This window comes from Oliverpabstia sp., from assembly GCF_022785585.1.
Lineage (GTDB): Bacteria > Bacillota > Clostridia > Lachnospirales > Lachnospiraceae > Oliverpabstia > Oliverpabstia intestinalis.
Genome location: NZ_JALFPR010000154.1, coordinates 10704 through 25164 on the forward strand (window position 1 = coordinate 10704; position 14461 = coordinate 25164).

Sequence of the window (14461 nt, forward strand, 5' to 3'; positions counted from 1 at the left end):
TTGTTCCTCCCATCTGCCGTTAATAGTTATAAAGGTCATCAAGCGTACCTTCTTCTGTCTTTGCACCCTCTCTGACATCTTTTCCATAAGGAAATGTGATCTTATCATCCATACTCAGACCGCCTGTGATCTGATAACTGGATCCATACTGAATACCGCCAACCTGTACTATCTGTTTTGTCAGATGTCCGGTTCCGTCGTCCTTCATAACGTAATACTGACCGTTTTCTGTCCGCACAAAAGGTTTCTCCAGATAGATTCCTTCTCCCGGTCCGTCTCCCTCATCCAGCAGCGTAAGTTCTGCCCAGCTGTTATTACTAAGTCCGCTTGCATCTGCAATGTATGCGGTAAAGGGATAGGAAGATGCATTGGCTCCGTCCTGTCCGTTATCGGATGGATACGGAGAAATTTCCCGTACTTCCGCGGTAAAGCTGACACCATTGTCATAACTGTATCCGCTCAGTGTAGCTCCCACTTTCAGTTTATTCATTTTAGATTCACTGACCGTTCCCTGCACATAAAGTCCTTCACTGCTGACCACCTGAATCAGCGGTTTTCCATCGTTGCTTTCTTTTTCGGGATCACCGACTGTTTTCACCACACCATTTAATGTACTCTTAATTGTCTGGTTATTCAGCTTTTTCTGGATATCTTTAATCTCAAGATTGGTCTCTTTAATATCCAGCTGATAATCCCTGATTTCTTTTTCTTTATCCTTGATCTGCTGCTGAATCTCTGCAGCTGTTCCTCCATAAGAAGTTCCTGCATCACCGGATCCTGTCGTATCAGAAACAGTATCGGTAGAGATCACTTTTCTGCTTCCACTTCCCATTACGCTGGTAACTGTCAGATAGCGAATGGAGGCACTGCTTTTCTTTGTGCTCATTCCATCCACGGTATTTTCCTGTTCTGCCGTTTCCTGAGGATTGCCGGCTTCCGGTGTCGGTTCCGGGTTCTCTCCGGGAGTAACTTCCGGCGACACCGATGGTTCGGTTGGCTTTTCTTCCGGATTCGATGGTTCAGGTGGCTCCGGACTTTCTCCCGGCTTTGTTGGCTCACTTGGATCGGTCGGTTCGGCTGGCTCTCCCGGTGTCTCTCCACTTTGCTTTTTGCTCAGATCCACCAGATATTCCCCGTCCTCTTTTACATCCGCTGCAAAATCCCCATCTGCTCCGTTCTGTTCCCACGCCTTTATAAGATCACCATTTTCTTCTCGAACCTCAATACGAAAATATTTTCCATCTTCTTTTCTTTCCAGGAAAAAACTTCCTTTTACAATACCATCTTTTTTCACCAGATAGGTCAGTGGTTTTTTCTCTGTTCCATCTCCCTGATAGGCACTGGCTCCTTTTTCAAGAACCGCTGCTGCTTTCAGCTCCTCCGGCAGTTGACCATCACTGTCATCTATTTCTTTTTCAAGATTTACCTGAAACCGGTCAGTATCCGCTACCTGAAAATCATCTTCCGTAATCTTCTGTCCCCAGATTTTTAACAGTTCTCCATTGCTTACATCGCCCTCCCGGACCTCAATCACAAAAAAACACTGTTCCTCTGCCATTCGGTTTAAAAAACTTCCCAGAATCGCACCGTCAGCAGCACACAGAAAATGATACGGTTCTTCCACCGTTCCCTCTCCCATATACGGTTCTGCCTCCGCTGTAAGCTCCTGATAAGCCTCTGCCGGCTCTTCCGGCTCCATGGACGGATCCTCCGGTTCCTCGCCCGGATCTTCCGGTATATCCAATCCCGGATCTTCATTGCCGTTATCACTGGACGGTTTTGTATTCTTTAATTTTGTAATTTCCCTGTTTGCTTTCTCTATGTTCAGTTCGATTCCCTGTTTTTCCAGTTTTTTCATTTCCAGATCCAGATTCTCCAGGGTCATATCATACGTGAGCAGATCATCGCCGACCTTTACCGTATCCCCTTCTTTTACATATATTTTCTTTACTTTCTGTGAATCTGCCAGATAAATATTCTGCGATACATCTGAAGTAATATTTCCTGACAGACTGTTGTCGGACCATCCACCGCCACCTGACATGTCACTGACTGATACCACCTTTACCGTACTCTGACTGCTTGTTTTCACCGCATATACAGTCACCCCTCCAAGCAGTAGTACTCCTGCAGCAATAAAAGCCGCAATCCATTTTTTCTTCATGGCTGCTCCTCCTTTTTCATTATGCCGTCGCGGATAATTACTTTTCTCTGTGCTTTCGCTGCAATCTCACTGTCATGGGTGATCATCAATACGCTTACTCCTTCATCGTTCAGGCTCTGAAACAGTTCCATAACCTGTTCTCCGGAAGTACTGTCCAGTGCGCCGGTCGGCTCATCCGCCAGAAGGATCTTCGGCCGGTTAACCAGTGCTCTGGCAATCGCTACTCTCTGTTTTTGCCCACCGGAAAGCTGATTCGGCTGAAAATTCACTCTGTCTTCCAGTCCTACACGGGTCAGTGCCTGCAGTGCCCGTTCCCTCCGCTCTTTTTTCGCAACTCCCGCATAAGTCAGTGGCAGCTCCACATTTTCCAATGCAGTCTGTCTCGACAACAGCTGAAAGTTCTGGAAAACAAACCCAATCTTTTTCAGTCTCAGATCCGACATTTCATTTTCCGTACATTTGCTGATATCCTGCCCGTCCAGAAAAAGCTGGCCGGAAGTCGCCTGATCCAGACATCCTACAATATTCATCAGCGTTGTCTTACCGGAACCGGAAGGTCCCATAATGGCCACATATTCTCCCTTTTCCATCTGGAAATCAATATGTTTCAGAACCGGAATCACCATTTTCCCCTGAATATAATCTTTGCAGATATCTTTTAACTCAAGAATCACTGTGCATCCTCCGTTCCTCCGATGACATCTTCGCTGCCATCAGCATTTGACTCATTCTGCTGCATCCCGTCTTCTGTGAGATCTTCCTGATTCGTCTCTCCGGAATCCACTCCATCCATATTCTCATCAGAAAGATCACTGCCAAAACCATCTTCTTCTGAGTAATCTTCATTCGAAAAATCCATATCGTTTCCATCCGCCACCGGGTTACTCTGCCCCATCTGACCGTTACTTCCCGCTGCAGTCTTCATACCTTCTTTTAATCCGTCTTCCGGATAAGTGATCATATCATCTTTACTCAGTCCATCTGCAATTTCATACTGAAAAAGTTCATCATCATGCTGTCCCAGTGTCACAGAACGTTTCTCCAGTTTACCTTTTCCATCGTCAACCCAGACATAGGGGTTGTCCGTATCTGCATCACAGATGAAAGATTCATCCAGCCAGATACCCGCCTTTTCCTCACTCTGTCCGTAATCGGCTTCCACATAAACATGCTGTCCAAGCATCAGCCCCTCAGAAGAATCCAGTTCGATATAGAACGGATAGGAATTGGACTGGGTGGATCCGTCACCACTGCTGAAATAATAGCCATTATTGGAATCGTTGCCCGGATTTTCCGTATCTACCGCACCCATCGTTCCTTTCCAGGTGACAGAATCATCTACTCTGGAATGTACGATTACAGCCTGCCCCGGCGTTACAGATGCAATATTCTGTTCGTTTACCTTACATTTAATTCGGAAATCTCCCATCGCAATTATGGACATAAATGCCTGGCTGTCTCCTGAATAAGAATAACTGTCCTGATTTCCGTTATTGATGGATTTGACTACACCATCAATCTCACTGGTGACCTGACAGTTCTCGATGGAATCCTGTAATTTCTGAATCTCCACCTGTTTGCTTTTCTTTTCATATTCACTCTGTTTCAGTTCCATCTGGGCACTCTGAATCTGCATCGTATAGTCAAGTTGAGCATCATTTCCTGCACTCTTTTTTTCCTTTTCCAGTGCAGCAATCTCATTTTGTTTATTTCCGATGTTGTTATCGATCCGCTCCAGTTCCAGCTTTGCTTTTTCCAGGTCTTCCTGTGATTTTTCTGTATCATAAGAAAATAACGGATCTCCCTTGGATACTTCCTGTCCGACTTCCACATAAATATCTTTTACTGTTTTATCCTGACTCTGCTGAATGTCCACCTGTTTCTGTGTTTCTACCACACCGGCAAAGCGATTCACCGCCCCGTTACCACTTCCCGGGTTCATCAGATTATCTACGCTGTTTACATATACTACATTTTCCGTACTTCCATCCGATGATGCCCTGCCGAACAATGCCCACGCACCGATTCCGATTACCACAACGGCTACAACAGCTGCTCCGGTAATAATAATTTTCTTTTTCTTCATGTCTGCCTCCTGTATCTGATAGGTTCTCATGGTTTCAGTATATCATAGTGCATTCTGCTCTTCCTTACTTTTTCTTTACATTTCTATGGACATTTCCGATATTCTTTTCTTGCCATTTTCCCCTGCCCCCGGAGTTGACATTTTTCCTGGTTCTGTTATATTAAATCTGTTACCGCGGTTCCGGTATTTTTCTGAAAATACAGTAATTTATATATATTAGGAGGTTCTTATGACACTTACCGGTATTCTTTCTTATCTGGCCGTTATCAATCTGACCGGCTTTGCCGTTTTTGGCATCGACAAATACAAAGCTATCCATCATAAATGGCGGATCCGGGAATCCGTACTGTTTGCCATCGCTATCCTTGGTGGAAGTGTCGGTTGTCTCATCGGTATGCATGTATTTCATCACAAAACCCTGCATCCTTCTTTCCGGATCGGGATTCCTATGATTCTCATTGTGGAACTGATCGCCGGATGTGTGTGTTTTTATACCCTCAGTAATCGTACGCCATACAGGCAGGATCCTGTTAAAGTAGTTCGTCACGAACTCTCCTCTCTGTCCGCCCAGAAGGAATCTGACATTGTAAAAGCACTTAATGTCCATAATGTTTTCCCGTCTGCTGACAATAAACAGTCCGTACCTTCCGATATCACCTCTGTATTTGCTGATTTTTTTCATGATTTTTCATATCATATCAGAGATTTCTCGGAACAGGGAAATTCAGCTTCGGTTACTGTTTCCCTTACCACACCTGACGGTGAAGCACTGGCAAAAGAATACTCCCGTCAGGTAATGATCAAACAGATTCAGAACTCTGCAAGCCCTGCTTCCGTAGATTTTTCTCTGGAAGACTGCTATCTGCTTCTTGGCAATGTTTTGAAAAACAATGATTATAAAAGCATTACCTCTGACTATACGATCACCCTCACCCGATCCGGAAAAACCTGGAACATTGATTCCCCGAAAAGCCTGTCTGCTGCAGTAACCGGAAACTTTTCCACTTACGTGGCCGATGCTTCCCTGTTTTCTCCCTCTGAGATCATCGCGATCCACCTGGATACTCTGAAAGCTTTCGACACCGAACAATTAAACCGTTATCTGGCACTGGACTCCCTCTTCAATTCCGAAGATACTTCGAGCCGTTCCGTTGTCAAAGCCATCGCCAGTCAGCTTCTGAACTGCCTGGACTACTCCATCACGTCGGAACTCCTGTCTGATGACGGTATGGATGCCTCTGTAGATCTGAATCTGACCAGTTGTGATTTTTCTTCTGTTGTATACTCCTATCAGGAACAATACACCGCCTACCTGACGTCCTCCCAGGCTCTGGAAGACGGAACCGAAGGCCGTCAGTCCCACGCCATCACTCTCCTGACAGACTGTATCGCCACCAATACTCAAACCATCACCACCCCTGTAACCATCCACCTGAACAACGACGGCAAAAACTGGCGCATCCCCAAAAGCGACGAAATCACAACCGCCCTCCTTGGAAACCTGGAAGAAGCCCTCACCACTATTCTCACGCAGCCGGAAAGCTGATATCTGACATCACCTGCCTAAGCTGCCACCGGCAACTTTCTTCGGATTCAGAACACTCAAACTTGAGCCACTGAATCAATTGATACAACACAACAAAAAGCAGATACAAAGATTATATTCTCCTTCGCACCTGCTTTTATTTATCTTTCCCCATATTTTTCCTTTTCAACACTGCTTCTTCTGCTCAGCAATTCGCTCTTTCCTAGAGCGTGTCTGAAAAATCATTTCCACAAACTGGGACTCGCAGCTCACGAAAAGCCTTTTTAGACACGCTCTAATCTTTAACATCCACCACTCAGTTTTTTTGCCAAAACACAGCGGCAGGCTCCGGGTTTCCGTTGTCGCAACACTTTGTGGGCGCTTAGGGCAAGCTTTAAGATCCAGTCCTTAGAAGAACTTGACAGTGAGCGGCTCTCCGCTAACTGGAATTTAGTTCTTCTTAGGACTTAGCTTAAAGTTGCCCTGCCCACGTTGCGACAAAGGAAACCCGGAGCCTGCCGCGTCCCTTTGCCAAAAAACAGCAAGAAACTCTATTTAATTATTCCTCGCTGCGAATCGCAATCCCCAGCTCCTCCAGCTGCTTCTCATCCACCAGATTCGGTGCCTCTGTCATCAGACAGGAGGCATCCTTCACCTTCGGGAATGCAATTACATCACGGATACTCTCCTGTTTTGCCATCAACATAACCAGACGATCCAGACCATAAGCCAGACCAGCGTGAGGCGGAACACCATACTTGAACGCTGTCAGCAGAAAACCAAACTGTTCATAGGCTTTTTCCTTGGTAAATCCAAGAACCTCAAACATTTTCTCCTGGATATCGTCCTGATGGATACGCACACTACCGCCGCCGATCTCAGTACCGTTCAGTACGATATCATAAGCTTTTGCACGTACACGACCAGGATCGCTGTCGATATACTGCAGATCCTCTTCCATCGGCATGGTAAATGGATGATGCATCGCTTTGAAACGGTTTTCCTCATCAGACCACTCCAGCAGAGGGAATTCTGTGATCCATACAAAACGATATTCACTGCTGTCCAGAAGATTCATCTGACGCGCCAGTTCCAGACGCAGTGCACCCAGTACATCCCAGACAACTTTATTTTTATCAGCAGCAAACAACAGAAGATCACCAGCCTGTCCGTCCATGGCTTCTACCAGACGGTTCATCTCGTCTTCTGTCATGAATTTTGCGAAAGAAGATTTTACAGTTCCGTCTTCATGAATGGCGATATAAGCCAGACCCTTTGCACCATAGTCTTTTGCAAACTCAACCAGTTTGTCAATTTTCTTTCTCGGCATACCGCCCTGTCCCTTGGCATTGATACCACGGACAGTTCCACCCGCTTCCAGTGCATTCTTAAATACAGCAAATTCACATCCGCGGACAACCTCAGATACATTCTGCAGTTCCATACCAAAACGCAGATCTGGTTTGTCAGAGCCAAAACGATCCATCGCATCCTGCCAGGTCATCCTCTGGATCGGCAGTTTCACATCCACATCCAGTACCTGTTTGAACAGGTACGCCAGCAGACGTTCATTTACATCAATCACATCGTCCACATCTACAAAAGACAGCTCCATATCAATCTGTGTAAATTCCGGCTGACGGTCTGCACGAAGGTCCTCATCACGGAAACAACGTGCAATCTGGATATAACGGTCATAACCGGAGCACATCAGCAGCTGTTTGAACAGCTGTGGAGACTGTGGCAGTGCGTAAAAGTTTCCCGGATGGATACGGCTCGGAACCAGGTAATCTCTTGCTCCTTCCGGTGTACTCTTTGTCAGCATCGGAGTTTCAATCTCCAGAAATCCCTCATTTGCCATAAACTGACGGGTCAGTGTTGTTACCTGAGAACGCATCATCAGGTTTCTCTGAATATCCGGTCTTCTCAGATCCAGAAAACGATATTTCAGACGCAGATCTTCTTTTGTCTTGCTGTTTTCTTCAATCGGGAACGGCGGTGTTTCTGCCTCTGCAAGAATACGCAGACTATTTGCACGCACTTCGATCTCACCGGTCTTTAAGTTATTGTTTACCGCACCGGAACGTGCTTCTACCACACCGGTCACTGCAATAACAAACTCACTTCTCAGTTTCGTTGCTTTTTCGAATCCTTTCTCATCGATACTGCCATTTTCAAAAATCAGCTGTACGATACCGGAACGGTCTCTTAAATCTACAAAAATAATACCGCCTTTATTTCTGCTCTTCTGTACCCATCCCATCAGTGTTACGTTTTCTCCGATATTTGCTGTGGAAATCTCGGTACAGCGATGGGTCCGTTTTAACCCTTTCATTGATTCTGCCATTGTTTCTTCCTCCAATATTAACACTCTATTCGTAACAGTGTGTTTTCACACCAATTACATTCTGTCTGCAAAGAATTCTACAATTTCTTCGTATCCCTCTTCTTTGAGCTGTTCCTTCTGGAACTTTTTGTTTTTCTTCATAACCGCAATCGTAACAACAGATCCGTTTTTCCGGTCTTCTTCTGCCTGTTTCAGAACTTTCATCATGCCCTCTGCCGGCATATTTTTCTCAATCAGAAGTGCTTTCTTTGTTCCGATCTGTGGAATCTGGAAACCACGTTCCATCAGCAGCATGATGATGCGCTCGAATCCGATAGAGAATCCGCATGCACAGGTGTTATTTCCTGTGAATTTGCCGATCATCTCATCGTAACGTCCGCCACCGCCGACGCTTCCGCCAAACTCATCCATGGAAATCTCGAAGATCGGTCCGGTATAATAAGACATACCACGTACCAGAGTCGGATCGAACGCAATCTTAAAGTCTGCGGCTTTCACAGCGTCCACACTGTTCATGATCAGTTCCAGACCGTCTGCATATTCCGGTTCCAGCACACCTTCCAGCTTTTCTTTTACATAACGTACGCCCTGTACATCATTGGTGATTTCTTCGAACAAGGCAAGATATTTATCTACGCAAGCTTTGTCAAATCCTTCTTTTTCCAGTTCTTCCCGGACACCTTCCAGACCGATCTTATCCATCTTGTCAAGAATAATAAATACAGTGTCATAAGATTCCGGTGCAAATCCGCTGTAAGCAGCCATGGCCTTCAGAATTCTTCTGTCGTTGATACGGATGGTAAAGTTCTTAAAATCCAGTTTTCCAAGCAGCGTTGTAGTTGCCAGGATTAGTTCGATTTCTGCCAGATTAGTCGGCTCACCGAGAATATCGATGTCGCACTGCATAAACTGACGATAGCGTCCTCTCTGCGGACGGTCTGCACGCCATACATTTCCCATCTGCAGAGCCTTGAACGGCGACGGCAGTTCGTTGGCATGGTTGGAATAATATCTGGAAAGAGGAAGTGTCAGATCATAACGCAGTCCTCCGTCCACCAGGTCTGCCTCTGTTTCAGCAGTATCCAGTTTCAATTTTTCTCCTCTTTTTAAAATCTTGAAGATCAGTTTCTCGTTTTCTCCACCCTGCTTACTGGACAGGTTTTCAATATGTTCCACGCATGGAGTCTCAATAGATGAGAATCCAAACGTACCGTAAGTTTCCTTTATCAGTCGAATCACATAATCACGGATTGCCATCTCTGCTGGCAGGATGTCTTTCATACCTGTCACAGGTTTTTTCTTTAATGCCATAATGTAATCTCCTTTTCCTTATTCTTATGAATCATTCTTTGAAAGGCAAGAAATACCTTTACATCAAAATCTTTTATCTCTTCGATCATCAGCTGAACCGCCGACTGGCTTTCAAAAGCCTGACGGTACGGCCGGTCTGAAGTCAGTGCCGCATATACATCACAGACACGGATGATACGGGCTCCCAGCGGAATCGCTTCTCCTGAGAGATTATCAGGATAACCGCTGCCATCATAATTTTCATGGTGATGGCGCACTGCAAGAAGAATGGTCTCTTTGTACCCTTCTTTCTTAAGGATCTCATAACTCGCCTGTGCATGAAGTCTGACGTAATGAATTTCCTCCACGATCAGTGGGGCATCCATATCATCCAGATCCCCTGAGACTGCTTCTTTTCCAATATCATGAAGCATCCCCGCCACCGCAAGGTCATGACAGAATTCTTCCGGTTCTCCCAGTTCTTTTGCCACCTGATACGCCAGATTGCTGACCCGCATTCCATGTATCAGCTGTTCATCTAGGCTGTATTGTAACAGATGCTGCCGATTGACATACTTATTCACCGCAATCATCCTTTTCCTCCGCATGTTTCTATTTGGTGTCACCCGTTCAGATATTTCTGTATTCCCACTCTTTTGCGTTCCAGCATCTCATCTATCCGGAGAATATAATTATTCACATCTTTTACATTCTCCACCCGTTCGATCCGGGTTCCATGCTCAAACACAAATTTGGTAGACGCTCCCGCACCCGCCGCAAGAATGGTCTGTTTTTCTTCCATAATCAGTATATTGTATATTCCCGCTTTGTCAACCTCTGCGTAACCTACATTTTCAAAATTTCCCGCAATATTCTTCTGACGATACAGATAATACGGACCCATACCCATATTTTCGGCACACTGCTGTGTCATTTCCATGATCTCCTTGCTGTTCTCAAAGGACATTTCTTCGTATTTATCCTTGAACAGGTTCAGTCTCGTCGCCCGTTTCAGTGCCAAGGAATGAATCGTCAGGCTGTCCGGATGCAGTTTTTCTACCTCCTGCAGCGTATGTGCGACTTCTTCTTTTCCCTCGCCCGGAAGACCGATGATCAGATCCATATTGATATTGTCAAATTCCAGTTCTCTTGCCATATGGAAAATGTTGACCGTATCTTCCACTGTATGTTTTCTCCCAATCACATCCAGGGTTTTCTGATTCATGGTCTGTGGATTCACGGAGATTCTTGTCACAGGAAATTCTTTCATCACCTGCAGTTTTTCTCTTGTAATACTGTCCGGTCGTCCGGCTTCCACTGTATATTCTTTTACCCAGGTAAAATCAAACGTTTCCTGAATGTGGGAAAGCAGTCTGCGTAGCTGCTCCGGCTCCAGTGTCGTCGGTGTACCGCCTCCGATATATACCGTTGTCAGCTTTCTTGCTCCCATCTGTTCCCGGATAAAAGTCAGTTCCTTACACAGTGTATCCAGATATTCGTCTACACGTTTTGTCCACCGTTCCAGCGGATGAGAACCAAATGAGCAGTACAGACAGATGCTCGGGCAAAAAGGAATTCCCACATAGAGACTGTATCCGTTTTCATAGTCCAGATCCTGTAACAGTGCCTTCTCCCTGTTTGCAATCGTGATCGCCAGGGCAGTTTTTTCATTGCTTACCCCATATGTTTCCCTCATATACCGGGCAATCTCTGTATTTTTCCAGCCTTCTTCCAGAAGTTTCATCGGAATCTTGGTCGGCCGGATTCCGGTGAGGTCTCCCCAGGGAAGCGTTCTTCCGGTCACCTGACAAAGTGCACCATACACCAGACGTTTCAGCACATTTTTCGTTTCCGGACGATCCTTTTCATATTCTACAGCCACCTGTTGTCTGAAAATCTCTGTACCATCTCTTTCCACAGCCAGACAAATCTCCTGACTGCCATAGGCAACCAGGAGAAACATCCCGTACTCTCCCTCTGCTTCTTCCTCTCCCTCATAAAACATCGTGATCTGTGCCTGAGGATAAAAGGCTTTCACCAGAGAATATACATCATATTCAAAATCTTTTTTATTAAATCGAATTGCAATATTATTAAGCAAAAGGATTATACCTCTTTTCATATCCTATTGTTGTTTCTTCGTTATGTCCCGGACAGACTCTTGTTGTCTCCGGAAGTTCTTTTAACAGCCGCTTTACACTCGCCTGCATATCTGTGCCGCTTCCTGTGGGAAAATCGGTTCTTCCCACACTCTGTGCAAATAAGGTATCACCGGAAAACAGAACTTCTTCTTCCGGCAGATAATAACAGCAACTTCCCGCTGTATGTCCCGGTGTATGGAAAACTTCGATGGAAAATCCGGCAAGTTCCAGTTTTTTTCCATCGCAGACCCACTGATCTGCCAGCAGGACATGTGCACTTGCCCAGCTTCCGGACAGATTCTTTATGGAATCTGTAAGCACCTGTTGTTCGGCTGCACATGCGATAATCGGAATACCGTATTCGTCCCGCAGATCATCTGCTGCCAGCATATGATCAAAATGTCCGTGTGTCAGGAGAACCGCCACCGGTATTCCTCCCATTCGGTCAATTTTTTCTTCAATCCGCGCACTCTCATCCGCCGGATCGATGATCAGCAGCTCATTGCTTTCTTTATTTTTGATCAGCCAGGTATTGGTTCCTACCATTCCCAGTACCAGCTGTTCGATCATTGCTTTCTTCATATTTCCGGATTACCCCTTCTGTCAGCCGGTAGTACGTTCAATATCAAGTACGCTCTCTACCTGACGGACCTTTTCTACAATACTGTTCAGTTCTTCCGTACTGTGTACATCAAAAGTCATGGATATCGTCGCACGCCCCTGTTTGCTGGTCCGGCTGTTGATCGTTGTCAGATCGATCTTACGCTCTGTAAAGATCTTCGAGATATCCACCAGCAGACCTGTTCTGTTATTGGCATACACATTGATTTCTGCCGTATAAAGTCCACTGGTCAGATTACTGCCCTGCCACTCCGCATCGATCAGACGCACACGTTCTGATTCAGAAAGATTCATGACGTTTACACAGTCTGTTCTGTGAATCGTAACTCCACGGCCTCTCGTTACAAAACCGACAATCTCATCCCCTGGAATGGGACTGCAGCATTTTGCAAATCGTACCGCTACATCGTCGATACCTTTTACGACGATGCCACCTTTTTCTTTTTTTACGATCGGCAGTTTTTCTTTTGCTTCCGCAGCTGCCTCCAGAACTTTCTCATCGGTAATCTCTTTTTTATGTTCTTTCTCATATGCTTCAATCAGCTTATTGAGAATCTGTCCCTCTTTTAAGCCTCCATGTCCCAGCGCGGCAAGTACACTTTCCCAGTCACGGAATCCGTATTTTCGCATCACAGCTTCCAGATATTTCGGCTTAGTCAGTTCTCCCAGTGTTCTGCCTTTTAATTTGGCATAATTTGCAAGCATCTCTTTTCCCTTGAGGATATTATCCTCTTTCCGCTCCTGCTTGAACCACTGATTGATCTTATTTTTTGCCTGTGTACTCTTTACAATTTTTAACCAGTCACGGCTTGGTCCTTTGGAATTCTGTGATGTGATAATTTCCACACGGTCACCATTTTTGATTTCATATTCGATCGGAACCAGTTTTCCGTTGACTCTGGCTCCAACCATTTTATTTCCCACAGCACTGTGCACACTGTATGCAAAATCTACGGTGCTGGAACCACGTGGAAGGGTTTTCACATCTCCCGCCGGACTGAAACAATAGACATTTTCGTTAAACAGATCCAGATCGCTTTTTAACAGGCTCAGGAACTCTTTATTATCCGACATATCCCGCTGCCATTCAAGGATCTGACGAAGCCAGCTTAACTTTTCTTCTTCCTGCTGTTCTACCGGTTTCTTGCCATCCGAAGCCTCTTTATACTTCCAGTGAGCTGCAATACCATATTCCGCAGTACGATGCATCTCAAATGTTCGAATCTGGATCTCAAAAGGACGTCCTTTCGGTCCGATCAGAGTCGTATGAAGCGACTGATACATATTTGGTTTCGGCATGGCGATGTAATCTTTGAATCTTCCCGGAATCGGTGTATACATTTCGTGGATCACACCGAGGGCAGCATAACAGTCTTTTACCGTATCTACAATGATACGTACCGCAAACAGATCATAAATCTGATCCAGTGTCTTGTCCTGATTGACCATCTTTTTATAGATACTGAAGAAATGCTTTACACGTCCATTGACTTCTGCTTCGATATCTGCCTCTTCCATGCGGGTTTTAACCTCATCCACGATAGACTGCACAAAGGCCTCCCGTTCTCCTTTTCGGAGATTGATCTTTTCCACAAGATCATAATACACTTCCGGTTTCAGATATTTTAAAGAAAGGTCATCCAGTTCAATCTTGATCTTGGAAATACCAAGACGCTGTGCTATCGGCGCATAAATATCCATGGTTTCTCTGGCTTTTTCTTTCTGCTTTGGTGCCGACCAGTACTGTGCGGTACGCATATTATGCAGTCTGTCTGCCAGTTTTACCAGAATCACACGGATATCCTTTGCCATGGCGAGAAACATTTTTCTTAAGTTTTCCGCCTGCACCTCCACCTTGTCCGCAGAATAATTCAGCTGACCCAGTTTAGTAACGCCATCTACCAGAAGTGCTACCTCACTGCCAAATTCACGAGTAAGGTCTTCTGTCGTCATCACCGTATCTTCCACTACATCATGTAAAAGTCCGGCAACAATTGTTTCTTTATCCAACTCCAGATCTGCCAGAATGATCGCCACGCACAGCGGATGAATAATATAAGGTTCCCCAGACTTTCTTTTCTGACCTTCATGTGCTTTAGAAGCAATCTGATAGGCCTTTTTAATCATAGAAATATCGGTGGACGGATGATATTTGCGAATACTGCGGATTAATTCTTCATACAGCTGTTCCGGACTCGTAAAATCTTTCATACATTTTACATTGGCCTCTACCGCCTCGATCTCCTGCATCCGTTCCTCTTCCGTTTTTATTTTTCCATCTTCCATA

At 45.3% G+C, this 14461-nt stretch carries 10 protein-coding genes; 1 reads left to right on the forward strand and 9 read right to left on the reverse strand.

Annotated elements, in window-relative coordinates; all coding sequences use genetic code 11:
- Positions 1-19 precede the first annotated feature (19 nt).
- From MSA64_RS10790 to MSA64_RS10800, 3 genes are read right to left on the reverse strand one after another with little or no spacing between them, the layout of a single operon-like run.
- Entirely contained in the window at positions 20-2164 is a 2145-nt protein-coding gene (locus tag MSA64_RS10790) for a biotin/lipoyl-binding protein (RefSeq protein ID WP_287891589.1), read from the reverse strand.
- A complete protein-coding gene (locus tag MSA64_RS10795; protein WP_287891591.1) occupies positions 2161-2838 on the reverse strand; it encodes an ABC transporter ATP-binding protein in 678 nt (225 codons plus the stop codon). The genes MSA64_RS10790 and MSA64_RS10795 overlap by 4 nt, the downstream gene beginning before the upstream one ends.
- A complete protein-coding gene (locus MSA64_RS10800; protein WP_205839938.1) occupies positions 2835-4250 on the reverse strand; it encodes an efflux RND transporter periplasmic adaptor subunit in 1416 nt (471 codons plus the stop codon). Before MSA64_RS10800 ends, MSA64_RS10795 begins: the two co-directional genes overlap by 4 nt.
- Positions 4251-4479: 229 nt before the next feature.
- Between MSA64_RS10800 and MSA64_RS11825 the strand changes: the two genes are divergently transcribed.
- Positions 4480-5796, forward strand: coding sequence for a DUF1294 domain-containing protein (locus MSA64_RS11825; RefSeq protein ID WP_154432248.1), 1317 nt, complete (start codon positions 4480-4482; stop codon positions 5794-5796).
- Positions 5797-6334: 538 nt separating this feature from the next.
- On the opposite strand, the gene aspS is transcribed toward MSA64_RS11825, so the two are convergent.
- From aspS to MSA64_RS10835, 6 genes are read right to left on the reverse strand one after another with little or no spacing between them, the layout of a single operon-like run.
- Positions 6335-8122 carry an aspartate--tRNA ligase gene (gene aspS, locus MSA64_RS10810; protein ID WP_022171852.1) on the reverse strand — a complete coding sequence of 596 codons (1788 nt, stop codon included), beginning with the start codon at positions 8120-8122 and terminating at the stop codon, positions 6335-6337.
- A gap of 54 nt (positions 8123-8176) precedes the next feature.
- Entirely contained in the window at positions 8177-9433 is a 1257-nt protein-coding gene (hisS, locus tag MSA64_RS10815; protein WP_287891593.1) for a histidine--tRNA ligase, read from the reverse strand.
- A complete protein-coding gene (locus tag MSA64_RS10820) occupies positions 9424-10005 on the reverse strand; it encodes an HD-GYP domain-containing protein (protein WP_227338431.1) in 582 nt (193 codons plus the stop codon). Before MSA64_RS10820 ends, hisS begins: the two co-directional genes overlap by 10 nt.
- 29 nt (positions 10006-10034) lie before the next feature.
- Positions 10035-11534, reverse strand: a complete 1500-nt coding sequence (gene hemZ, locus MSA64_RS10825; RefSeq protein WP_227596690.1) for a coproporphyrinogen dehydrogenase HemZ — start codon at positions 11532-11534, stop codon at positions 10035-10037.
- Positions 11506-12135, reverse strand: a complete 630-nt coding sequence (locus MSA64_RS10830; RefSeq protein ID WP_154432246.1) for an MBL fold metallo-hydrolase — start codon at positions 12133-12135, stop codon at positions 11506-11508. The genes hemZ and MSA64_RS10830 overlap by 29 nt, the downstream gene beginning before the upstream one ends.
- Before the next feature lie 21 nt (positions 12136-12156).
- Positions 12157-14460, reverse strand: a complete 2304-nt coding sequence (locus MSA64_RS10835) for a RelA/SpoT family protein (protein ID WP_154432245.1) — start codon at positions 14458-14460, stop codon at positions 12157-12159.
- Position 14461: the final 1 nt, after the last annotated feature.